This window comes from Microbacterium sp. zg-Y625 (genome assembly GCF_030246925.1).
GTDB classification, from domain to species: domain Bacteria; phylum Actinomycetota; class Actinomycetes; order Actinomycetales; family Microbacteriaceae; genus Microbacterium; species Microbacterium jiangjiandongii.
In genome coordinates this window covers 2477245-2500030 of record NZ_CP126740.1, presented here as the reverse complement: position 1 = coordinate 2500030, position 22786 = coordinate 2477245, and the positions used below count along the sequence as shown (strand labels likewise).

The 22786-nt window shown below is 70.0% G+C and carries 22 protein-coding genes; 14 read left to right on the top strand and 8 right to left on the bottom strand.

Annotated elements, in window-relative coordinates; translation table 11 throughout:
• Positions 1–6: 6 nt before the first annotated feature.
• On the top strand, positions 7–894 hold the full coding sequence (locus tag QNO14_RS11600) for a LysR family transcriptional regulator ArgP (protein WP_257505432.1): 888 nt from the start codon (positions 7–9) through the stop codon (positions 892–894).
• A 2-nt stretch (positions 895–896) separates the two neighbouring features.
• Here the strand turns inward: QNO14_RS11600 and QNO14_RS11595 are convergent, their stop codons facing one another.
• Positions 897–1928 carry an NADP-dependent oxidoreductase gene (locus QNO14_RS11595; RefSeq protein WP_257505431.1) on the bottom strand — a complete coding sequence of 344 codons (1032 nt, stop codon included), beginning with the start codon at positions 1926–1928 and terminating at the stop codon, positions 897–899.
• A 175-nt stretch (positions 1929–2103) separates the two neighbouring features.
• Complete coding sequence (locus QNO14_RS11590; protein ID WP_257505430.1) at positions 2104–3294, bottom strand: ROK family transcriptional regulator; 1191 nt, start codon at positions 3292–3294, stop codon at positions 2104–2106.
• 112 nt (positions 3295–3406) lie between these two features.
• Here QNO14_RS11590 and QNO14_RS11585 point away from each other — a divergent pair, with 112 nt between their 5' ends.
• The 7 genes from QNO14_RS11585 to QNO14_RS11555 are packed head-to-tail and all read left to right on the top strand — an operon-like array spanning position 3407 to position 11439.
• A complete protein-coding gene (locus QNO14_RS11585; RefSeq protein WP_257505429.1) occupies positions 3407–4513 on the top strand; it encodes a Gfo/Idh/MocA family protein in 1107 nt (368 codons plus the stop codon).
• Positions 4510–6114: a sugar ABC transporter ATP-binding protein gene (locus tag QNO14_RS11580; RefSeq protein WP_257505428.1), complete on the top strand. Its 1605-nt coding sequence runs from the start codon at positions 4510–4512 to the stop codon at positions 6112–6114. The genes QNO14_RS11585 and QNO14_RS11580 overlap by 4 nt, the downstream gene beginning before the upstream one ends.
• Positions 6111–7235 (top strand): ABC transporter permease, encoded by a 1125-nt coding sequence (locus QNO14_RS11575; protein ID WP_257505427.1) that lies wholly within the window; start codon positions 6111–6113, stop codon positions 7233–7235. Before QNO14_RS11580 ends, QNO14_RS11575 begins: the two co-directional genes overlap by 4 nt.
• On the top strand, positions 7232–8308 hold the full coding sequence (locus QNO14_RS11570) for an ABC transporter permease (RefSeq protein ID WP_257505425.1): 1077 nt from the start codon (positions 7232–7234) through the stop codon (positions 8306–8308). Before QNO14_RS11575 ends, QNO14_RS11570 begins: the two co-directional genes overlap by 4 nt.
• 3 nt (positions 8309–8311) lie before the next feature.
• Positions 8312–9526, top strand: coding sequence for a substrate-binding domain-containing protein (locus QNO14_RS11565; protein ID WP_257494165.1), 1215 nt, complete (start codon positions 8312–8314; stop codon positions 9524–9526).
• A 3-nt stretch (positions 9527–9529) separates the two neighbouring features.
• Positions 9530–10450, top strand: coding sequence for a sugar phosphate isomerase/epimerase family protein (locus tag QNO14_RS11560; RefSeq protein ID WP_257505424.1), 921 nt, complete (start codon positions 9530–9532; stop codon positions 10448–10450).
• The gene (locus tag QNO14_RS11555) at positions 10432–11439 is read left to right on the top strand and encodes a sugar phosphate isomerase/epimerase family protein (RefSeq protein WP_257505423.1); all 1008 of its coding nucleotides are present in this window, start codon (positions 10432–10434) and stop codon (positions 11437–11439) included. The genes QNO14_RS11560 and QNO14_RS11555 overlap by 19 nt, the downstream gene beginning before the upstream one ends.
• 36 nt (positions 11440–11475) lie before the next feature.
• Here QNO14_RS11555 and QNO14_RS11550 read toward each other — a convergent pair whose 3' ends face one another.
• From QNO14_RS11550 to QNO14_RS11540, 3 genes are all read right to left on the bottom strand, one after another.
• Positions 11476–11937, bottom strand: coding sequence for a MarR family winged helix-turn-helix transcriptional regulator (locus QNO14_RS11550; protein WP_257505421.1), 462 nt, complete (start codon positions 11935–11937; stop codon positions 11476–11478).
• An 86-nt stretch (positions 11938–12023) separates the two neighbouring features.
• Complete coding sequence (locus tag QNO14_RS11545; RefSeq protein WP_257494170.1) at positions 12024–12674, bottom strand: YqaJ viral recombinase family protein; 651 nt, start codon at positions 12672–12674, stop codon at positions 12024–12026.
• 78 nt (positions 12675–12752) lie between these two features.
• On the bottom strand, positions 12753–13457 hold the full coding sequence (locus tag QNO14_RS11540) for a hypothetical protein (RefSeq protein WP_257505420.1): 705 nt from the start codon (positions 13455–13457) through the stop codon (positions 12753–12755).
• A gap of 379 nt (positions 13458–13836) precedes the next feature.
• Between QNO14_RS11540 and rplJ the strand changes: the two genes are divergently transcribed.
• Both rplJ and rplL read left to right on the top strand, forming a co-directional pair.
• Positions 13837–14325 (top strand): 50S ribosomal protein L10, encoded by a 489-nt coding sequence (rplJ, locus tag QNO14_RS11535; RefSeq protein ID WP_257494171.1) that lies wholly within the window; start codon positions 13837–13839, stop codon positions 14323–14325.
• Between the two features lie 50 nt (positions 14326–14375).
• A complete protein-coding gene (rplL, locus tag QNO14_RS11530; protein ID WP_257494172.1) occupies positions 14376–14756 on the top strand; it encodes a 50S ribosomal protein L7/L12 in 381 nt (126 codons plus the stop codon).
• A 51-nt stretch (positions 14757–14807) separates the two neighbouring features.
• Here rplL and QNO14_RS11525 read toward each other — a convergent pair whose 3' ends face one another.
• Positions 14808–15848, bottom strand: coding sequence for a LacI family DNA-binding transcriptional regulator (locus tag QNO14_RS11525; protein WP_257505418.1), 1041 nt, complete (start codon positions 15846–15848; stop codon positions 14808–14810).
• A gap of 290 nt (positions 15849–16138) precedes the next feature.
• On the opposite strand from QNO14_RS11525, the gene QNO14_RS11520 reads away from it, so the two are divergent.
• The 3 genes from QNO14_RS11520 to QNO14_RS11510 all read left to right on the top strand — a co-directional run bounded on the left by QNO14_RS11520 (position 16139) and on the right by QNO14_RS11510 (position 19657).
• Positions 16139–17470, top strand: coding sequence for an ABC transporter substrate-binding protein (locus QNO14_RS11520; RefSeq protein ID WP_257494174.1), 1332 nt, complete (start codon positions 16139–16141; stop codon positions 17468–17470).
• A gap of 85 nt (positions 17471–17555) precedes the next feature.
• On the top strand, positions 17556–18689 hold the full coding sequence (locus QNO14_RS11515; RefSeq protein ID WP_257505417.1) for a carbohydrate ABC transporter permease: 1134 nt from the start codon (positions 17556–17558) through the stop codon (positions 18687–18689).
• Entirely contained in the window at positions 18686–19657 is a 972-nt protein-coding gene (locus QNO14_RS11510; RefSeq protein WP_257494176.1) for a carbohydrate ABC transporter permease, read from the top strand. Before QNO14_RS11515 ends, QNO14_RS11510 begins: the two co-directional genes overlap by 4 nt.
• A 101-nt stretch (positions 19658–19758) precedes the next feature.
• On the opposite strand, the gene QNO14_RS11505 is transcribed toward QNO14_RS11510, so the two are convergent.
• Positions 19759–20421, bottom strand: a complete 663-nt coding sequence (locus tag QNO14_RS11505) for a DUF305 domain-containing protein (protein ID WP_257505416.1) — start codon at positions 20419–20421, stop codon at positions 19759–19761.
• A complete protein-coding gene (locus tag QNO14_RS11500) occupies positions 20418–21137 on the bottom strand; it encodes a thioredoxin-like domain-containing protein (RefSeq protein WP_257505415.1) in 720 nt (239 codons plus the stop codon). The genes QNO14_RS11505 and QNO14_RS11500 overlap by 4 nt, the downstream gene beginning before the upstream one ends.
• 143 nt (positions 21138–21280) lie before the next feature.
• On the opposite strand from QNO14_RS11500, the gene QNO14_RS11495 reads away from it, so the two are divergent.
• The gene (locus tag QNO14_RS11495; protein ID WP_374113928.1) at positions 21281–22660 is read left to right on the top strand and encodes a multidrug effflux MFS transporter; all 1380 of its coding nucleotides are present in this window, start codon (positions 21281–21283) and stop codon (positions 22658–22660) included.
• Positions 22661–22786 lie beyond the last annotated feature (126 nt).

Genomic DNA, 22786 nt, shown 5'->3' with positions numbered 1-22786 from the left:
TGCCTTATGCCTCGAATTCCCGTGGACCTGGCCGAGACCCTGGCCGCCGTCATCGACGAGGGCACGCTGGATGCTGCGGCGCGGCGCCTGCATGTGACGCCGTCGGCAGTCAGCCAGCGCATCAAGGCGCTGGAACAGCACGTGGGTCGGGTGCTGCTGGTGCGGTCGAAGCCCGTGCGTCCCACCGATGCCGGCCGGGCGGTGGTGCGCCTGGCGCGGCAGTTCGCGCTGCTCGAGCACGATGCGGTGCGGGAACTCGGTGGCGAGCAGGCGGCGGTCACCTCGGTGCCGCTGGCCGTCAACGCGGATTCGCTGGCGACGTGGTTCCTGCCGCCCCTGGCGCGGCTGTCGCGCAGGCATCCGGTCGTGTTCGATCTGCACCGCGACGACCAGGACTTCACCGCGGGGCTGCTGGAGAGCGGCACGGTGATGGCGGCGGTGACCTCGCAGGGCGCGCCGGTCGCCGGGTGTGCCGTGACCGCGCTCGGCACGCTGCGCTACGAGCCGGTGGCCACGCCCGGCTTCGTGGCGCGGTGGTTCCCCGGCGGAGCCGACGTCGGGGCCCTCGCTGCGGCGCCGCTCGTCGACTTCGACCGTCGCGATGATATCCAGCGCGCGTGGCTCGGCCGTCGCGGCGTCGACCCGGGGGAGCCCCCGCGCCACTACGTACCGGCATCGCACGACTTCGCCTCCGCCGTCACGCTCGGGTTGGGCTGGGCGATGCTGCCCCGGTTGCAGTCGCAGCGTGCGCTGGATGCCGGAGAGCTCGTGCTGCTGGGTGACGACGCGGTCGACGTGCCGCTGTACTGGCAGCAGTGGAATCTTCGGTCCCCGCTGCTGGATGCGATCGCCGACGAGCTCGTCGGCGAAGCGCGGCGGGTGCTCGTGTCCTGAGCTCAGTCGTCGCTGATGCGCAGCACCGACTTGCCGCGGGTGTGTCCGCGTTCCAGCTCGCGGTGGGCCTCGGCCGCCTCCTCGAGGTCGAAGACGCGGTCGAGGTACACCCGGATGGATCCCGACTCCAGCAGCCGCGCAAGGGTGGCGAGCACGCCGCCGTCGGGGATCACCTTGTAGGACGTCGCCCGCATGCCGGCCGCGGCGGCGGCGTCGGCGTAGCCGGGCCACCCGCCCGTGGGGACCAGCACATACAGTCCGCCCGGGCGCATCACCGTCAGCGACCGCGTGCCGGTGTCGTCGTGCACGTTGCCGACGAGGTCGATGACCACGTCCACGTCTGCGACGACGTCTTCGAACCGCGTGGTCGCGTAGTCGATGGCCACCGACGCGCCGAGGTCCCGCAGCCACGGCAGGTTCGCCGCGGACCCGGTGGCAGTCACGTGCGCGCCGAAGTACGACGCCAGCTGCACCGCGAAGTGCCCGACGCCGCCGCTGCCGGCGTGGATCAGGATCCGCTGGCCCTCGTGCGCGTGCGCCGTTTCGACGACGAGACCCCAGGCTGTGAGGGCCGCGAGGGGCACCCCGGCCGCTTCGGCGTGCGACAGTGACGCGGGCTTGCGTGCCACCGACAGTGTGGGAACGACCGCGTACTCGGCATACGCGCCGCCCGAGCGCGGAAACGGCACCATGCCGTATACCTCGGTCCCGGGGGGCAGCGGGTGCGCCTCGTAGGGCGCCTTGACGACGACGCCGCTGAAGTCGAAGCCGAGGGTGCTCGGGTACGACCCGATGCCGGCCGTCGCCCCCGCGCCGCCTCGGGTCTTGGCGTCGATCGGGTTGACGCCGGCTGCCACGACGCGCACGAGCACCTCGCTCAGCACGGGCGTCGGCACCGGCACCTCAGCGAGGCGCAGCACGTCGGCCGCGCCGGGTGCGTCGTACACGACGGCTCTCATCGTGGCGGGCGGGTCGGAGACGACGACGGTCCCCGCTTCGGGGACGGTGGTCGATCTCAGCGGCCGGAATCTCATCGGTCGCTCCTTCCGCGCGCCGCGTGGTGGGCGGCAGCGCTGCTCGATTCAGCCCGGGATGGGGCGGGAACTACAGTCAACCTCGCGTATGTCTCGACCGTGTTACGTGTCGGAGAAGTCTCGTGATCGGGGGCGTCCGGGGGCGCCCCGACCTCGTGGCGGGGGAGAGAGGGGCTCAGAGTCGAGCGGCCAGGGCGTCGACATACGCGGGGTCGAGGACGTGCTGGGTGACCATGATGGCAGCTCCACGCACGCCGGCCGTCTCGCCGGCCTGGGACTGCACGATTCCCAGGTGCTGGGTGGCGAGGGGAATCGAGCGTCGGTAGACCACCTCCCGGATGCCGGCGAGCAGATGCTCTCCGGCGCGGGCGATGCTTCCGCCGATCACGATGAGGGAGGGGTTGAGCATGTTCACCACGGTGGCGAGCACCTCACCGACCTCCCGGCCGGCCTGCCGCGTGGCGGAGATGGCGGCAGGGTCGCCCGCCCGCACGAGTGACACCACGTCGGAGCTCGCGCGGGCCTCGATGCCCTGGGCGCGCAGCTCGGCCGCGATCGCGGTGCCGCTGGCGATCGCCTCGAGATCGCGCTCGTCCCCCGGGGGGCGCGGCGAGTCGCGACTGTACGGCACCTGCACGTGGCCCATGTCGCCGGCGGAGCCCTGCGCCCCCCGCTGCAGTCGCCCGCCGGAGATGATCCCCGCGCCGATGCCGGTGGAGACCTTCACGAAGACGAGGTCGTCGACTCCCGGCCAGCTGACGGCCTGTTCACCCAGGGCCAGGATGTTCACGTCGTTGTCGACGAGCACCGGCACCGCGAACGTGCGCTGCACGTACGCGGGCACGTCGAAGCGGTCCCATCCGGGCATGATCGGGGGGTTGGTGGGGCGGCCGGTGGAGTGCTCGACGGGTCCCGGGACTCCGATGCCGACACCGACGATCCTGCCGGGCACGGCGTCGATCTCCTGCAGCAGCACGTGGGCGTCCGCGAGGGCGCTGTCGAGCACCGACTCGGGCCCCGCGGCGATGTCCTGGGGGCGGGTGCGGGAGGTCAGAATCCGCCCGGCGAGGTCGGCGATGGCGACCGTCGCCCGCGTGGCCCCGAGGTCGACGGCCACCGTCAGGCCCGCCAGCGGATTGAAGGCGATGCGCACGGGAGGGCGGCCACCGGTCGAGACGGCCTCGCCTGCCGGCCGCACCAGTCCGCTGGCCAAGAGCGCATCGACGCGCGACGAGACGGTGGAACGGGCCAAGCCGGTGACGGTCGTCAGCTCCGCCTTCGTGCGCGCGCGTCCGTCGCGAAGGATCTGAAAGATCTGTCCCGCCTCGGGGCGCGCGGCTGCGGTGCCCCGAGCGACGTCGACCATGCGGACAGTAAAGCACAGGACTTGTGTCGACTGCGGCGCGCCAACGGAGTCGTTGGCGGGCACTTTTGCCGGCGCTCTATCAAAAGGCTGGCATGCGTGGCACAATCCCCCCATGACGATGGACGTCCTCGACACTGGTGTCGGAACGATCCGCACCGGCGTGCTCGGCGGGGGGTTCATGGCCCGCGTGCATGCCGCGGCTGCCCGTACCGCCGGCTCGCCGCTGGTGGCGGTGGCATCCTCAACCCCGGCTCGGGCAGCCGACGCTGCTCGTCGGCTCGGTGCGGCGCGCAGCGAAGGGGATGCCGCGGCCCTGATCGCGGCATCCGACATCGACATCGTGCACGTGTGCACGCCCAACGCCACGCACGCCGACTACGCCCTCGCAGCACTCGCGGCCGGTCGCCACGTCGTGTGCGAGAAGCCTCTCGCCACCACCGCCGCCGACGCTCGAAGGCTGGTCGAGGCGGCGGCGGATGCCGGCGTGGTCGCGGCCGTCCCCTTCGCGTACCGCTACCACCCGATGGTGCGAGAAGCGCGCGCCCGCGTCGCGCGCGGCGAGATGGGCGCCCTCCTCTCGGTGCAGGGCGCCTACCTGCAGGACTGGCTGCTCGCGGCATCCGACGACGACTGGCGCGCCGACAGTGCGGAGGGCGGGCCGTCCCGCGCGTTCGCCGACATCGGATCCCACCTCTGCGATCTGCTCGAGTTCGTCGCGGGGGAGCCGATCGTGCGCCTGTCAGCGGTCACCCGTCGCGTCTTCGACCGCCGTGGCGGTCGGGAAGTCGGCAACGAGGACATCGCCGCGCTGGTGGTCGAGCTCCGCTCGGGTGCCGTCGGCAGCCTGCTGGTGTCGCAGATGGCACCGGGGCGCAAGAACGCGCTCGTCCTGGAGCTGCACGGCAGCCAGGAGAGCCTCAGATTCGCGCAGGAGCAGCCGGAGGAGCTGTGGGTCGGGGGGCGCCGCGGCTCCCAGCTGCTCCTGCGTGATCCTGCCACCGCGGACGCGTCGTCGGCGCGTCTGCAGCGGATGCCCGCCGGGCACCCGATGGGATATCAGGATGCCTTCGATGGCTTCGTCGCGGACGTGCACGCCGCCATCCGGGGCGAGGCCCCCGACGGCCTGCCGACGTTCGCCGACGGGCTGCGGGCCGCCCTGCTGGCGGAGGCCGTGCTGGCCTCGGCCGCGCGGCACGAGTGGGTCGAGGTGGAGTCGTGACCGACACGGCGCTGGCCGACGCCCCGGTGCCCGCCGGCCCCGGTGAGGTGGTGCTGCGCGCCGCCGGCATCGGCAAGAGCTTCTTCGGAGTCCCCGTGCTGCAGGACGTGTCGCTGGAGCTGCGCCGCGGGGAGGTGCACGGCCTCGTCGGCGAGAACGGCGCGGGCAAGTCCACGCTCATGAAGATCCTCGCGGGTGTGCACCAGCCCGATTCCGGGGCGGTGGAGTTCGAGGGACGGCGCGTGACGTTCGCCCACCCGCGGCAGGCGATGGATGCCGGCCTCGTGACGGTGTTCCAGGAGTTCACGCTGCTTCCCGAGAGATCCGTCGCGCAGAACGTCTTTCTCGGGCGCGAGCCGCGGCGCGCCGGCTTCATCGACACGCGCGCGATGGTGGCGCGCACCCGCGCGCTGCTGGACGACCTCGGCGTCTCGTTCATCGACCCGACCGGGCGCGTGGGATCGCTCACGGTGGCGGAGCAGCAGATCGTCGAGATCGTCAAGGCGCTGTCGTTCGACGCGCGCGTGATCTCGATGGACGAGCCCACCGCCGCGCTGAGCGACCACGAGGTGGAGCTGCTGTACGCGATCGTGCGCAAGCTCACCGCGCGCGGCGTCGCCGTGCTCTACGTCTCGCACCGCCTGAAGGAGATCTTCGACCTCTGTGACCGCATCACCGTGCTGAAGGACGGGATGCTGGTCTCCACCGACCCGGCCGCGAGCCTGACCACCGACGAGCTGGTGCGGCGCATGGTCGGTCGCCCGATCCAGTCGTACTTCCCCGGCCCCGTCCCCGGGACGGTGCGCGGCGGGGCACGCGTCGAGCTCGAGGCCTGTGGCAACGGGTTCGTCGACGGTGTCACCCTCTCCGCGCATGCCGGCGAGATCGTGGGGATCGCGGGCCTGCAGGGGTCCGGTCGCACCGAGCTTGTCGAGGCGATCTTCGGCGTGCAGCCGTTCACCCGCGGCACGATGCGCCTGGACGGCCGAGTGGTCACGCTGCGCTCGGCTCGCGCCGCCGTGCGGGCGGGGCTGGCGCTGGTCACCGAGGACCGCAAGGCGCAGGGTCTGGCCCTCAGCCAGTCGGTGCTCGACAACACGCTGCTGGTCATCCGCGGCGTCTTCGCGACCCGCACCCGTGCCGCCCGCCGAGAGGCGCCCGGCATCCTGGGGTCCCTCGAAGTCACCGCCGGTCGCCTGGAGCAGGAGGTGCGCTACCTGTCCGGCGGCAACCAGCAGAAGGTGGTGCTCGCGAAGTGGCTCGTCACCGGGCCGCAGGTCGTGCTCTTCGACGAGCCCACCCGCGGTATCGATGTGGGCGCGAAGATCGCGGTGTATCAGCTCATGCGGCAGCTGGCGGCTGACGGCAAGGCGGTGCTCATGGTCTCGAGCGAGCTGCCCGAGGTCATCGGCATGAGCGACCGCATCGTCGTCATGCGCGACGGCGAACTGGTGGCCGAGCTGCCTGCCGGCGCCGCCGAGCACGAGGTGCTCGCTGCGGCGACGGGTTCCGGTGGCTCCCGTCCGTCCGACGCCCACCCGCAGGCCGGCGCCGCGTCGGGCCGCGCTGCCGACGGCGGGCCGGGGGAGGGCGCGCCATGAGGCGGCTGCGGCCCGATGCCAGCCTGATCGTGCTGGCGATCCTCATCCTCGTCATCGCGGTGGGCGCCGTGCTCGTCGCGACCGTCGGGCGCAGTTTCTTCAGCCCCGGCAACATCCGCGACATCCTCACCGGGATGAGCGTGCTGGGCCTCGTCGCCCTCGGGCAGACGCTCGTGATCCTGGGCGCCTCGCTCGACCTCTCGGTGACGTATGTCATGAGTCTGGCGAGCCTCATCGCCGCGACGACGATGGCGGGGAACTCCGCCAACGTGCCGTGGGCGGTGACGCTCACGCTGCTCGTGTGCGCCGGCATCGGACTTGCGAACGGTCTCATCGTCACCGTCCTCAAAGTCAACGGGTTCATCGCCACGCTCGGGGTGGGGCTCATCCTCCAGGGCGTGCTGAACACGCGGTTCCAGGGGAGCGCCGGATCGGTCCCGTGGTCCTTCCAGCTGGTCGGCGCGACCGGCATCGGTCCGATCCCCGTCTCGACGGTCATCATGCTGGCCCTGGCCGTGCTGGTGTGGTTCCTGCTCGGCCGCACCCGCACCGGCGCCCACCTGTTCGCCGTCGGCGGCGACCCCGAGGTCTCCCGGCTGTCTGGCCTGCGCACCCAGCCGCCCCTCATCGTCGCGCACGTCCTGTGCTCGGTGTTCGCGGGTCTGGCCGGGCTGCTGCTGGCGAGCAGGCTGGGGGTGGGCAGCCCCACCGTCGGCCAGCAGGGCGGATACGCACTGCTGTCGATCGCCGCCGTCGTGCTGGGCGGCACGCTTCTGATGGGCGGCCGAGGGTCGGTCTGGGGCACCATCGGAGGCGTGGCGATCTTCGCGGTCGTCGACAACGTCATGAGCGTGATGCAGGTGAACCCGTTCCTCAAAGACGTCGTGCGCGGGGTCGTGATCGTCGCGGCGGTGGCCATCTACAGCCGCCGGGCCATCGTGCGCCGTCGGGCACGGTTCGGTCCGGGCGGCACGCGCACCGGCGGGGATGCCAGGGCGGCCGCGGCCGCGCCGGCGATGGTCGCAGCCTCGGCCGATCTCCTGGCCGAGGCCGGCCACGTCGGGTCCGGCCAGGTCGGCGCCCGACGGGGTGCCGCACCGGCGGGAGGCGAGGGCGGATGAGCGTCGTGCGCACCCTGCTGAGCCCGCGAGGGGCGGTCTTCCTGCTGCTGGCCGTTCTGCTCGTCGCGGTCGCCGTGCTGAGCCCCGGCTTCGCCGAGCCAGGGCAGATCATGCGGTTCATCCAGCGGGTGGCGCCGGTCGCCATCGTCGCGATCGGGCAGTACTTCGTCATCGTCGCCGGCGAGTTCGACCTCTCGCAAGGTTCGCTGATCACCGCGCAGGTCATCATCGCCGGCAACCTCGTCGGCCAGGACGATTCGCGCACCCTGCCGGTCCTGGCGCTGATGGTGGTCTTCGGTGTCGTCGTCGGCGTGGTCAATGGCTTCCTCACCACCCTGCTGAAGGTCCCCTCGTTCATCGTGACGCTCGGCATGATGCTGGCGCTGCTGGGCGGGGTCATGTGGTGGACAGGGGGAGCGGCGACGGGCAACCCGGCCGACAGCTTCCGCCAGATCGGCCGGGGCGGCCTGCGGGACCTTCCCCTCATCGAGTTTCTGCCGTGGGCGGCGCCGATCCTCGCCGCCTGGCTCGCCCTGGCGGTCTGGCTCACCCGCCGGCCGTTCGGCAAGATGCTCATCGCGATCGGCGACAACGCCGGCGCCGTCCGCTACGCGGGCGCGCGGGGGTGGTGGATCGTGACACGCGCTTTCATCTTCTCGTCGCTGTCGGCAACCCTCACCGCCGTGCTGCTGGTCGGCTTCGCCGGAGTGCACCCCTCGGTCGGGCGAGGGTACGAGTTCGTGGCGATCACCGCCGTGGTTCTCGGCGGAGTGGTGCTCGGCGGTGGGCGTGGCTGGGTCGTGGCGGCCGTCGCGGGCGCTTTCGTGCTGGAAGCGCTCTTCCTGCTGATGAACATCGCCGAGGTGCCGGCCACGCTGCGCGACGCCGTGCAGGGCGTCATCATCATCGCCGCCGTGGCGTACTCGGGCTTCGCCTTCCAGGCACGACGCCGCCCCGCGCCGCCGACCTCGCCCGTCCCCCGACCTGACGACGCAGTGCCGCCGGGCGCTGCAGAGGACGCAACCGCATCACCTGTCCTGGCCGCCGACGGCGGCACAACCAGAGGAGAATAACCAATGCGACGATCAATGAAGATCGCCACCACATCGGTGGCCCTGGTCGGCCTCTTCGCCCTCGCGGCGTGCACGACCGACCCTGCGGTGGCTCCGCCGGACGCCCCGGAGACCGGTGATGCCGCCGCTCCCGAAGGCGACGAGTGGTTCGACCAGGAGCTGTTCGACGCGCAGTTCGCCCAACGGGAGGTCGAGCCAGCCGGCCCTGAGGCGGAGCCGTACCTGCAGCACATCGACGCCGAGATGGTCGACACCTCGCAGTACGCCGGCGAGGGTGCGAAGAAGGCGTGCTTCGCCAACGCGTCGATCTCCAACCCGTGGCGCCAGACCGGCTGGATCACGATGAACCAGCAGCTGAAGGCGCTGCAGGACGCAGGCGTCATCAGCGCAATGGAGACCCGCGATGCGCAGGACTCCGACGACACGCAGATCGCCGACATCGACTACTTCATCGCCGAGGGCGAGTGCGACGTCTTCGTCATCTCGCCGAACTCGACGGCGGCCCTGACGCCGGCCGTGGAGCGGGCATGCGAGACCGGCAAGCCCGTCATCGTGTTCGACCGGGGCGTCAACACCGACTGCCCGGTGACCTTCATCCACCCCATCGGCGGGTTCGCCTGGGGCATCGACACCGCCCAGTTCCTCATCGACAACCTGGAGGAGGGAGACAAGGTCGTGGCCCTGCGGATCCTCCCCGGGGTCGACGTGCTCGAGCATCGGTGGGCGGCGGCCGAGCACCTGTTCGACGAAGCGGGCATCGAGGCGGTCGACTACTTCTCGGGTGGCGACCCGGCGGAGATCAAGAACATCATCAGCGACGAGCTCGCGAAGGGCGATGTCGCGGGGGTGTGGATGGATGCCGGTGACGGCGCGGTGGCCGCCATCGAGGCGTTCGAGGATGCCGGCGCCGACTATCCGGTCATGACCGGCGAGGACGAGATGAGCTTCCTGCGCAAGTGGCAGGAGACGGGGCTCACGGGCCTCGCGCCGGTGTACTCCAACTTCCAGTGGCGCACGCCCCTGCTGGCGATCCAGAGCATCTTCGCGGGTGAGGAGATTCCGAAGGAATGGGTGCTGCCGCAGAGCCCCATCACCGAGGACGAGCTCGACCGCTACCTGACGGAGAACGAGGGGATGCCCGACGGGCACTATGCCAAGTTCGGCGGCGAGAACCTGCCGGGCTATCCGCAGGTCTGGCAGCAGCGGCAGATGCCCTGACGCATGCACCGCCCTATCGGCGTCAACACCTGGGTGTGGACTTCGCCGCTGACGGACGAGTCGCTCGGCCGCCTCGCTCCCCGCATCGCTCGGATGGGGTTCGAGGCGGTCGAGTTGCCGCTCGAGGCCGTCGGCGACTGGTCCCCGCACCGCGCCCGGGACCTGCTCGATTCGCTGGGGCTGCGCGCGGTGGTGGTGGGAGCCATGGGCTCCGGCCGATCGCTGCTGGAGCGCGCCGGCAACGTCCCGGCCACCCAGCAGTATCTCCGCGTCTGCATCGAGACGGCCCGCGTCCTGGGGAGTCCAGTCGTGGCGGGGCCCTTCTACGCGCCCACCGGCGTCACCTGGCGCATGTCCGCCGACGAGCGGGAGGACGCCGCCGCGCAGCTGCGCCGCAACCTCGCGCCGCTGGCGGAGGTCGCCTCGGACAGCGGGGTGACCATCGCGATCGAGCCTCTCAACCGCTACGAGACGAGCGTCGTGAACACCGTCGAGCAGGCGATCGATGTCTTCGCCCCGCTTTTCGGCGCGGGTGTGGGCCTGGCGCTGGACACCTACCACCTGAACATCGAGGAGAAGCGGCCCACCGACGCCATCCGCGCCGCCGGAAGGGCCATCGCGCACGTGCAGGTGTGCGGCAGCGATCGCGGCCCGGTGGGCGACGATCACACCGACTGGCCGGCGGTGCTCGACGCGCTCGACGACGCCGGATACGACGGCATCCTCGGCGTCGAGAGCTTCACGGGGGACAATGCCACCATCGCCGTCGCGGCGTCGGTGTGGCGTCCGCTCGCGGCATCCCAGGACGCCCTCGCCGAGAGATCGCTCGCCTACCTGACCGCGCTGGCCGACAGCCGACATCGTGCCGAGAGCGGCACCGGAGACATGAGAGAGAAGGAGCAGCCATGGCGAACCACCCCGTGACCCTCTTCACCGGACAGTGGGCCGACCTGCCCTTCGAGGAGGTCGCGAGGCTCGCGGCCGGATGGGGCTACGACGGCTTGGAGGTCGCGGCTTCCGGAGACCACCTCGACCTGCGCCGGGCCGACGAGGACGACGCCTACGTGAGGTCGCGGCTCGAGATCCTCGACCGCCACGGGCTGTCGGTCTTCGCGATCTCGCACCACCTGGGCGGACAGGCGGTGTGCGACGCGCCCATCGACTTCCGCCACAAGGCGATCCTGCGGGACTACGTGTGGGGCGACGGCGACGCGGAGGGGGTGCGCCGGCGCGCCGCCGAAGACATGCAGCGCGCGGCACGCGTGGCGCGCAAGCTCGGGGTCGACACGGTCGTGGGGTTCACGGGCTCGTCGATCTGGCCGTACGTGGCGATGTTCCCACCCGTGCCGGCATCCGTCATCGACGCCGGCTTCGACGACTTCGCCGCGCGGTGGAATCCGATCCTCGACGTCTTCGACGGGGAGGGGGTGCGATTCGCGCACGAGGTGCACCCGAGCGAGATCGCGTACGACTACTGGAGCTCGGTGCGGGCGCTGGAGGCCATCGACCATCGTGCCGCGTTCGGGTTCAACTGGGACCCCAGCCACATGATGTGGCAGAACATCGACCCCGTCGGGTTCATCCTGGACTTCGCCGACCGCATCTACCACGTGGATTGCAAGGACACCCGGCTGCGCCCGCGCAACGGCCGGGCCGGGGTGCTGGGTTCGCACCTGCCGTGGGGCGACCCGCGCCGCGGGTGGGACTTCGTCTCGACCGGACGCGGCGACGTGCCGTGGGAGGACGCGTTCCGCGCCCTCGATTCCATCGGCTACACCGGGCCGATCTCGGTGGAGTGGGAGGATGCCGGCATGGACCGACTGCACGGGGCCGCAGAAGCGGTGGAGTTCGTGCGCTCGCTGCTGTGGGATGCTCCGACGGCGTCGTTCGACGCCGCCTTCCAGAACCAGTAGGCGCGATTCCTCGTCGCGGTGGGGCGGACGGGTGCGTCAGCCCGGCGGCGTGCCGTTCGTCAGGGCGCGCAGCAGCCTCGTGAGGTTGCGGATGTCGTCGAGATCCCAGTCCTCGAGCACAGCGTGCAGGGTGCCCTGCTGCGGCGCACGGGCTGCGGCCAGACGTGCCAGACCCTCCGGTGTCGCGGACAACCGGCTCGATCGACGGTCCGCCGGATCCGGCGTGCGGGTGACCAGCCCCAGCTCCTCGAGCTCGCGCACGGTGCGGCTGAGCTGTCCCTTGTCTAGCGCCAGCTGCTCCGCCAGCGCGGCCTGTGTCACCGGCTCGCAGCGCACGATGCTCGTGAACACCTTGTAGGCGCCTGGCAGCATGCCCGGGCTCACCCGGTGGGCGTTCTCGGTGATGATCTTCCGGATGCGGCTGATCAGCTCGCTGAACTCCGCCTCGAGGCTTCGCACCGCCTCGGCGCGCTCCCCGGGGGTCTGCTCGCTCGTCATCATCATCACCCTATCGGCGTGTGTCGCGGGGCCGGATGCCTCGTGCTCACCTGGCGTCGCGAATACTCACTCGGCGTCGCGAATACTCACTCGGCAAGGGCGAGGGCGCGGAAGGGTTCGCGCGGGGCGGCCGGTGGGGCCGCGAGGGTGCGGCGCTGCATCGTGCGGTGGTAGAGCTCGTCGATGAGGGCGGTCGCCAGCTTCACCAGCTTGCCGATCTCGTACTCGTCGCGGTCGACCCACGCGCACCGCGGCTCGTCGCCGACGGGCACGAAGTCCACGTGCTGCTCCCAGGTCACGAGCGTGCGCTCGGCGCCGAGCACATGCTGCTGCCACCACACCTGACGCAGGTACGAGCGGGGGATCGACCGCCAGTGCTTGTTGGTCGTCTTGATCTCGGCCAGGATGACCCGGCCGTTCTTGTCCAGGCCGACGCCGTCAGGCGTGGCCAGATGCCGCTTCTCGACCACGGCGTGGAACAGCGCCGACGACGGCTGGATGCCATGGGTCGCAGCGACCCAGCGGGCGATCTCCGGCTCGCGGCGACGACCGTGATCGGTGTAGGCGTTACCCGAGAACCCCGAGCCCAGCAGCTTGGCGTCGGCGGCCCGGGCGATCGCCCTCTCGGACGTCAGCGCTGCCACATCCGTTGCCGTGATCCCCCGCGAGCGCGCGCGCACCCAGGCCACGCGGTCGCGGGAGTCCGCGACGATACGAGCGGAGAGTTCGGGGGTCACGTCATCGACCCTAACCCCGACCCGGGACGGCATCCGTCGTCCACGCCGTTCGGCCCCCGGCCCGACGATCAGGCGGCGTCAGCGTGTGCGCGCGGGGCTGTCGAATTTCGCTCGCACCGTCGCCCAGAGCAGGTGGAGCTCCGCGTAGGCGTTCGTGATGCGGAAGGATGCGCTCATCAGGCATCCGGCGACGCAGGTCATCACGAGGGCCCACACCACCATGACGAGGGCGATGCCCACGGGGAGGTCGCCCGCGAAGAGGAAGAGCCAGAACAGCAGAGCCAGTCCCGTCGCGAACCCGCAACAGACGAGTCGCAGCAGCACTCCGGTCTTACCCATGACCACGCGGCCATTGAGCCAGCCGCGCGACAGCGGCCCCCGTTCGCCCAGGTGGAAGGGCACCGCGGCCCAGAAGCCCAGAGCGAGCAGCAAGCGTCGACTGGAGAGGTGCAGGCGCACGAGGATGCGCGCCCCGTAAACCGCGAGGGCCACCGACCCGATGAACAGGGCTCCGGCGAGGGCGATCTGCAGGCCGTCCATCTCCTCGGTGCGCACCACCTCGACGCAGGCCCCGGCGAACAGTCCACCCACGCAGCACATCAGTGTCGCAAGCAGGCCTACGCCGAGCCGGGAGAGCCGGTCGTAGTCCTGGAGCAGGCCTTCCTTCGCACGCTCTGCGTCGTCGACGTTTCCCGGTATCGGCGCCCCGGGGGACCGCCTCGCCGCTTCCGCGGCCTCGACCCACGCCCGTGAGGTCGGAAGCATCATCGTGACCCGGCCCATCAGAACGTCCCTCCAGGTGTGCGGTGATCAGGCATTCGTTTCGCCGTGGCTGACACTCTAGGGCTCGCCGACGTGCGGGTGAGACGCCGAGGACTCCCATGCGGAGCCGGTGTGGGGCCGCGCCGCTCCCGGAGGCGATTTGGCCTGGCGGCGGCGCGGACGTATGCTGGATGCAAGCCAAAGACCGCCGGTCATCGGTGTGCGCGAAAGCGCATCACGATCGAAGCTCTGCATCGCAGGGGCCCGCGCAGGTGTACAGATCGATTCCCAGGAATTCAGCTCCGTGCGCTTGCGCCGGAGCTTTTTTGTTGTGCAGGGGCCGGGACCGAGGCCGACGCCCCGCCATCGCGGTGCGTCTCGTCCACATCAAGGAGTGACCATGGCGCAGAAGGATGCATCGGTCGCCGAGCTCACGAAGAACTTCGAGGACTCGAACGCCGTCCTGCTGACCGAGTACCGCGGTCTGACGGTTGCCCAGCTCAAGCAGCTGCGCAACAACATCCGTCAGGACGCGCAGTACGCCGTGGTGAAGAACACGCTGACCAAGATCGCCGCGAACAACGCGGGGATCACCGCGCTGGACGAGGACCTCAACGGTCCGTCGGCCGTCGCGTTCGTGCACGGCGACTTCGTCGCCACTGCGAAGGCTCTGCGTGACTTCGCCAAGGCCAACCCGCTTCTCGTGATCAAGGGCGGCATTTTCGAGGGCAACGTCCTCACTGCCGACGAGGTCAACAAGTACGCCTCCCTGGAGAGCCGTGAGGTTCTGCTGGCCAAGGCCGCGGGCATGATGAAGGCGACGATGGGCAAGGCTGCGGCCACCATCGACGCGCTTCGCGAAAAGCTGGAGACCGCTGAGGCCGCGTAAGCGCCCGGCGGCAGATTTCCCTTACACCCCATCTATCTAGGAGATACATCATGGCGAAGCTCACCACTGAGGAGCTGCTCGAGCAGTTTGCCGGCCTGACCCTCGTCGAGCTCAGCGAGTTCGTGAAGGCGTTCGAGGAGAAGTTCGACGTCACCGCTGCTGCTCCCGTCGCCGTTGCCGGCGCCGGTGGCGGCGCCGCTGCTGAAGAGGTTGAGGAGAAGGACTCCTTCGACGTCATCCTCGAGGCTGCCGGCGACAAGAAGATCCAGGTCATCAAGACGGTCCGCGAGCTCACCTCGCTGGGCCTTGGCGAGGCCAAGGCCGTCGTCGACGGTGCCCCCAAGGCGGTCCTCGAGGGCGCCAACAAGGAGGCTGCCGAGAAGGCCAAGGCCGCTCTCGAAGAGGCCGGCGCGACGGTCACCCTCAAGTAATCACGCTTCACGCGTTGAAGGCCCCGGATGCCACGGCATCCGGGGCCTTTCTCATGCGTGATCCAGCAATCCGCCGTCGGTCACCACGACTCCCGGGGTGCCGCTGGGCGCGGCGGTGGAGTTGCGCACGATGAGGCGCGCCTGAAGACGGTGGGTGGCGGGCGTCGCCGCCGGTGACTGCATCTCGCCCATGAGCATGCGCGCCGCGGCCACACCCTGCTGGCGCGGGTTCTGCGCGAGGGTCGTCAGGGAGAACATCTCGGCGTATTCGTGGTCGTCGATCCCGACGACGCTGAGTCCGCCGGGAACGGGGACCGCCAGGCGCCGCGCCGCGATGATGGCGCCCACGGCGACCTCGTCGCAGACGGCGACCAGACCCGTCGGGCGCGCGCGGGCGTCGCTCAGGGCGTCGACCGCCGCCGCATACCCGCCGGGCAGCGTCGCCGGGGAGGGGATGTGGCGGGAGGGGAGATCCGCCGCCGCCATCGCGCGCCGGTACCCCTCGTAACGCCGCCGGTCCACACTCGCCCAGGGCTGGGTCTCGTCGCCGCCGAGGAAGGCGATGTCGGTGTGGCCCAGCGCGAGCAGGTGCTCGGCGGCGCGCTCCGCGGCGTGCACATCGTCGAGGGTCACGACCCCGGCGCCGGCGTCGCCGACGACGCTCACCACCGGTCGGCCCAGCCGCAGCAGCCGGTCGAGCTCCTGATCATCGGGGTCGAGCGCGACGGCGATGAGTCCGTCGAACCGTTTGCGGGCCAGGAAGTCGTCGAAGATTCGGCGACGCCCCGCCGTTCCGGGGCGGGCGTCGTACAGCGTCAGGTCCAGGCCGTGAGAGAGCAGCTCGGACTGGATGCCCTCGAGCACCTCGGCGAAGAACCAGCGGTTCAGGCGCGGCATGATCACGCCGACGTTGCGGGTGCGTCCGGTCGCGAGGCTGACGGCGCTCGTCGACGGGACGTATCCGAGCGCAGCTGCAGCCTCCTGCACGCGCAGGCGGGTCTGGTCCGACACCTGGCTGCTGCCCGTCAAGGCGCGGCTGGCCGTCGCCTTCGACACGCCGGCGCGCCGCGCGACGTCGGCAATTCCGCTCATGAAATTCTCCTTCGATGCACCGCGTCCGCATCGTCGTGGCGCCATCAGTCGGAACCGGTTCCAGCGGCATCCTGCCATGAACGCGCAGCCGCTCGCCACTTCGACGTTCGCCGCACGGCTGTGGGAGCGCGTGTCCAGGGCCGCCCTTTATCGACTTGTTATCAACCGTGGTTGAGTCCACTCCCGGCGTCCCCTAGCGTGGACCCGGAAGCGGTTCCATACCCGACCGGTTCCCGCACCATTCGTGGACGCGACGACGCACACATGCGTCGGCTCGATGAGGAGGACACATGAAGACCATCCCGCGCAGGACACTCGCTGCCGGTTCGTTCCTGGCCGTCGGAGCGCTGGCGCTCGCCGGCTGCAGCGGCGGCCCGGGATCAGGCGGTGGGGGCGGCGAGAGCGGCGCCGACGAAGGCAACGTCGTCACCATCTACGGAACGATCTCGGACACCGAGGCCGACCTGCTCGAGGAGTCGTGGGCAGAGTGGGAAGAAGAGAACGACATCGACATCGAGTACGAGGCGTCGAAGGAGTTCGAAGCGCAGATCGCGGTGCGTGCGCAGGGCGGCAACGCCCCCGACCTCGCGATCTTCCCGCAGCCCGGTCTGATGAAGGACATGGCGGAGCTCGGGTTCCTCAAGCCCGCTCCGGAATCGGTGGTCGAGAACGTCGAGGAGTACTGGTCCGAGGACTGGGCCGAGTACGCCACGTATGACGGCACCCTCTACGGCGCACCGCTCATGGCGAGCGTCAAGGGCTGGGTCTGGTACTCGCCGACGTTCTTCGAGGAGAACGGGTACGAAGTGCCCACCGACTGGCAGGGTCTGCTCGACCTGACCGCTCAGATCCAGGCCGACACCGGCGGCGCCCCCTGGTGTGCGGGCTTCGGCTCGGATGCCGCGACCGGCTGGCCGGGAACGGACTGGGTCGAGGACATCGTGCTGCGTCAAGCCGGCCCCGAGGTCTACGACCAGTGGGTCGCCAACGAGGTGCCCTTCACCGACCCGCAGATCGCTTCGGCGTTCGAAGAGGTCGGCAAGATCCTCAAGAACCCGGACTACGTCAACGCCGGCTTCGGTGGCACGGACACGATCGTGACGACCCCGTTCGGCGACACGGCATCCGCGCTCGTCTCGGGTGAGTGTGCCCTGCACCACCAGGCATCCTTCTTCGACGGCTTCATCGTCGACGCGGGCGGCACGGTGGCCGAGGACGGCGACCTGTGGGCCTTCCAGACCCCGAGCTTCGGCGGCGCGGCCGCTGAGGGCGCGGTCGTCACCGGCGGTGGCGAGATCGTCGGCGCGTTCAGCGACGACGAGGCCACCCAGAAGGTGCAGACCTACCTCTCCAGCCCCGAGTGGGCGAACTCGCGTGTCTCGCTGGGCGGCGTGATCAGCGCCAACACGGGCCTCGACCCCGAGAACGCCTCGAGCGAGATCCTGAAGGAGGCCATCTCGATCCTCCAGGACCCGACCACCACGTTCCGGTTCGACGCGTCGGACCTGATGCCTTCGGGTGTCGGCACCAACACGTTCTTCAAGGGCATGAACGACTGGGTCAACGGTTCGGACACCGCCACGGTGCTCGAGCAGATCGAGTCGGGGTGGCCGTCCAGCTGACGGTTCCACGCATGGCGGGGCCGACCGCGACAAGCGGCCGGCCCCGCTTTTTCCCAGAGTGCGCTGACGAACTCGAAAGGAACCCATGTCCGCCTTCTTCCAGTGGCTGAGCAACCTCACGCCGCTGCTGCAGATCCCGATCATCATCGGCGTGTTCGTCGTCGTGGTCGGGCTCATCCTGTTCCTCGTGGAGATCGCGCCCCGTCGCGGGCGCGTCTACACGTTCATCCGCCTGGCGGTGTGCGTCGCCGCACCCGCGCTGCTGCTGCTGGTCCTGGAGTCCTGGATCGAGGCGGTCATCGCCGCGGCGGTGCTGGGCCTGCTGTTCTTCTTCCTCGACATGCGCTCGAAGGAGGGAGCCGGGTCGCTGTTCGTGCTCGTGGCGTTCCTGGCGCCGGCGCTGCTGCTGGTCGTCGTCGGCCTGATCATTCCGGCGATCCAGACCACCGGTCAGGCGTTCATGAACCGCAACACCACCGAGTTCGTCGGCCTCGAGAACTTCGCCTGGATCTTCACCCAGCCGCAGGGCATCCGCGTCGTGGCGAACACGATCGTGTGGGTCGTCATCGCGCCGGTCGTCTCGACCGTCGCCGGCCTGGCGTACGCGTACTTCATCGACAAGACGCGCGGCGAGAAGTACTACAAGATCCTCGTCTTCCTGCCGATGGCGATCTCGTTCGTGGGCGCCTCGATCATCTGGCGCTTCGTCTACACCGCCCGCCCGGCCGGCCAGGAGCAGATCGGTCTGGCCAATCAGGTCATCGTGTGGCTCGGCGGCGAGCCGCTGAACTTCCTCGCGGTGCAGCCGTGGAACACGCTGTTCCTCATCGTCGTGCTCATCTGGGTGCAGACCGGTTTCGCGATGGTCATCCTCTCGGCCGCCATCAAGGGCGTGCCCACCGAGCAGATCGAGGCGGCCCAGCTCGACGGCACGAACGGCTGGCAGCGGTTCATCAACGTGATCGTCCCCGGCATCCGCGGATCTCTCATCGTGGTGCTGACGACCATCTCGATCGCCTCGTTGAAGGTCTTCGACATCGTCCGCACGATGACGGCCGGCGCGAACAACACCTCCGTCATCGCCAACGAGATGTACACGCAGTTGCGCAGCTTCGAAGGCGGACGCTCGGCTGCGTTCGCCGTCGTGCTGTTCGTGCTCGTGCTGCCGCTCGTGATCTACAACGCCAGGCAGCTGAAGAAGCAGAGGGAGATCCGATGAGCAACGTGGCGCCGATCGACCTCCCGGTCGACGAAGAGACCCGGCAGGACCTCCGACGCGGTGAGCGCAAGATCGAGCGCTCGGTCGCCGGACGCACGAAGAACCGCCTCACCTCGCGCGGGGCCACCCTGGCGGCGCTCGTGATCGCCGTGCTGTGGACCCTGCCCACGTTCGGCCTGTTCATCTCGTCCTTCCGCCCCCAGGAGCTCATCCAGACCACGGGATGGTGGACCGCCTTCTCCAACTGGGGATGGACGTTCGACAACTACGCCGAGGCTCTGCAGGCCGGCAACAGCCAGCTGAACATGGCGGGCGCGTTCGTCAACTCCATCGCCATCACCCTTCCGGCGACGATCATCCCGATCTGCATCGCCCTGCTCGCGGCCTACGCCTTCGCGTGGATGAACTTCCGCGGCAAGAACATGCTGTTCATCATGGTGTTCGCCCTCCAGATCGTGCCGATCCAGATGGCGCTCATTCCGCTGCTGCAGCTCTTCTCGAATGGCACCCTGTTCGGGTTCCCGGTGATCGAGGGGATCGGCCAGGCCGGATATGCGCAGGTGTGGATCGCGCACACGATCTTCGCGATGCCGCTGACGATCTTCCTGCTGCACAACTTCGTCTCCGAGATCCCGGGCGAAGTGATCGAGGCGGCGCGGGTCGATGGCGCCGGGCACGGGCAGATCTTCTTCCGCATCATCCTGCCGCTGACGATGCCCGCCATCGCCTCGGTCGCCATCTTCCAGTTCCTGTGGGTGTGGAACGACCTGCTCGTGGCGCTGATCTTCGCCGACGGCAACGTCGGGCCGATCACGAAGCTGCTGGCGGAGATGACCGGAAGCCGTGGCCAGGACTGGCACCTGCTGACGGCGGGCGCGTTCATCGCGATCATCGTCCCGTTGATCGTGTTCCTGGCCCTGCAGCGGTACTTCGTCCGCGGCCTGCTGGCGGGTTCGACGAAGGGCTGACCGCCCGCGCCGCAACCGATATCGAACGCTGAAACCGCATCTGGCGGCCGAAACAGTGGAAAACAACCACTGTCTCGGCCGCCAGTTACGGTTTCACGGTCCTAGGGGACGGGGCAGGCGAGGCGCTGCTGGGCGGCGGTCATCGCGTCGATCTCGAACTGCTGGGCGTCCTTCATGCTGGCGGCGACGGCGAGGGTGCGCGGCTCCGAGCCGAGCTCGAGCACCGCTTCGGCCATCGGGATGGCGCCCTGGTGGTGGCGGATCATGAGCTCGAGGAACAGACAGTCACCGGCGGTGCCCTCCGTCTCGGCGAGGGCGGTGAGCTCGGCGGGCGAGGCCATGCCCATGGCCTCGCGCTCTTCCTCGGGGGAGAGGGGCGCCGTGCCCGTGCCATCGTGATCGTGACCGGCATCCGATGCCGCCATCCACGCCATGGGAGGGCCGCCGGCCTGCGGGAGCCCCCACTTGACCAGCCAGTCGAACATCTCGCCCCGCTGGCCCGCCTGCGCCGTGGCGATGTCGTACGCCAGCATGCGCACCTGCTCGTCGTCGGTCTTGCGGTAGGCGGTCATCGCCATCTCGATCGCCTGCGTGTGGTGCGCCTGCATGTCGCGGGCGAATCCCGCCTCTGCGGAGTCATCGGCGGGAAGGTCGGGTCCTGACGCCCCGAACGTCGAGAACCGCCCGGCGGCGAAGGCCACCGCGGCGACGGCGACAGCGACCAGCACGATCGCGATCCACCGTCGCCGCGGGGCCGGTGTCATGACTGCTTGCCCGGTCCGTCGACGGCGCCGGCGCAGGCGCCGTTGGGCTCGGGCACGGTCTGGCTGCGCCAGTAGGCGGTGAGGAACTCCTCCATGCGCTCGTCATCGGCGCCGTCGAGCTTCAGCTGTGCGTTCCACGCGCTCATCACCACGGGGGCATCGAGGCCTTCGAAGGGGGAGAGGATCACGTAGCTCGACGGCAGCTTGGCGCGGATCGCGTCGAGGTCGGCGTCGCTGACGGCATCCGCGTCGTAGGTGATCCACACGGCGCCGTGCTCGAGCGAGTGCACGGCGTTCTCGTTCGGGACCGGCTCGGAGTACACGGCGCAGTTCAGCCACGCGGCGTTGTGGTCCCCGCCGGTGGGCGGGGTCTGCGGGTAGGCGACGGTGCCCTCGACGTGATTGGCGGTGTTCTCGAAGGTCTCGACGCCGGCGATGCCGGCGCCGTCGCCGTCGCCCCGGTCGTAGGTGACGGGCTTCGGCGTGAAGGCGATGGATGCCACGACGAGCGCGATGACGGCGAGCGCGCCGGCGATGCCCACGACCCACCAGACGACCTTGCTGCGGCGGCGCTTGGCGAGCTCCCGCTGGTACTGCGCGAGCTTCTCCTGCTTCTGCTGCTCGCGCTGCTGCTTGGCGGTGAGGGTGATCTTGGACTGGGTGGCGGGGTTTCCGCTCACGCGCGGGTTGGGGTGGCTGGGGGGCGTCGGGGTCATGTGAGATCTCGGCTCTGGAGGGCGCGCGCGGCGCGGCGGTCGCCTCAGCCTATTCGCATGCATAGGCACAGGGCTGGGAAGGAGCTAGACTCATCCGGTTCTCGAATCGTTTCGACGGTTCTCGCCGCGACTCACTGGATACCGTGCTCGATACTTCGCCCGTTCCCACCGTCCCCGCCGCCGACATCACCCACACCAGGCGCCCCGCCACCACCGGTGCCATCCGCAGCGAGCGCCGCGCTCCCACCGGCGCCATCCGCACCCACGGTGCCCACCCCGCCACGGGCCCGATCGTGAGGCACCCCGGAGACTCGCTGTCCACCCGGCGCCGTGTGCTCTATGTGATCCTCCTGGGCGCGCTCACCGCGCTCGGCCCCTTCACGGTGGACCTCTACCTTCCGGCGTTCCCGGTGCTGGAAGCGGACTTCCGCACCTCCGCGGCGGCGATCCAGCTCACCCTCACGGGAACGATGATCGGTTTCGCCCTCGGCCAGCTCGTCGTGGGTCCGCTCAGTGACAAGATGGGCCGCCGGGTGCCGCTCATCATTGTGACCGCCCTGCACGTGCTGGCCAGCATGGCGGCCGCTCTCGCCCCGAGTCTCGAGCTGCTCATGCTCGCGCGCGTCCTCATGGGAGCCGGCGCGGCAGCGGGAGGCGTCGTGGCGGCGGCCATCGTGCGCGACCTCTTCGGCGGCCGCCGGCTCGTGATCATGCTGAGCCGGCTGGCCCTGGTCTCCGGCGTCGCGCCCGTCGTCGCCCCGCTCATCGGATCGGCCCTGCTCACCGTCGTGCCCTGGCGCGGCATCTTCGTGGCCCTCGCGATCTACGGCGTCGTCATGCTCACCTGCGCGGTGGCGTTCATTCCCGAGACGCTGCCTCCGTCCCGCCGCCACGAGCAGGGATCGACGACCGTGCTGCAGCGGTATCGCTCCGTGCTGGGAGACCGGGTGTTCATCGGGGTGCTCATCATCGGCGGCATGACCTTCAGCGGTCTGTTCTCGTACCTCTCGGCATCCTCGTTCCTCTTCCAGCAGACCTACGGCTTCAACCCGCAGCAGTACGGACTGCTGTTCGCGATCAACTCGGTCGGGGTCGTTCTGGGTGTGCAGACCGCATCGCGGCTGGCCGCACGCTTCGGTCCGCAGTGGGTGATGGCCTTCTCCACCGCGGCTCTCGTGGTCGCGGCATCCGCCATCGTCGTCTGCGACGCCCTCGGCGCGGGCATCTGGGGCGTGATGGTGCCCCTGTTCGTCTTCATGACCGCATGCGGGTTCACCTTCCCGTGCGCGCAGGTGCTGGCGCTGGACCGCCATGGCAAGGCCGCCGGCACGGCACAGTCGCTCCTCGGCGCGGTCAACTTCGGCGTGGCCGGCCTCGTCTCGCCCCTCGTGGGGTGGATTGCGGGGGATGCCGGGATCACGCCGACGACGATGGCCTCGGTCATGGTCGGGTGCGCCGTGATCGGCGTGCTGGCGCTGTGGCTGGTCGTGCGGCCGAAGACGGTCGAGCAGCTCGCGCCGTAGCGCACGGCCTTCGGCATCCTCGCAGGGGCGCGCGGGCGGGAGGTCCTCGCGAGGGCGCGGTCGGGCGGGTCCGCGTAGCCCGCGCGGCGAGTCCTCCGCAAGCCCCCTCCGCCGGGGCGGCGCTCA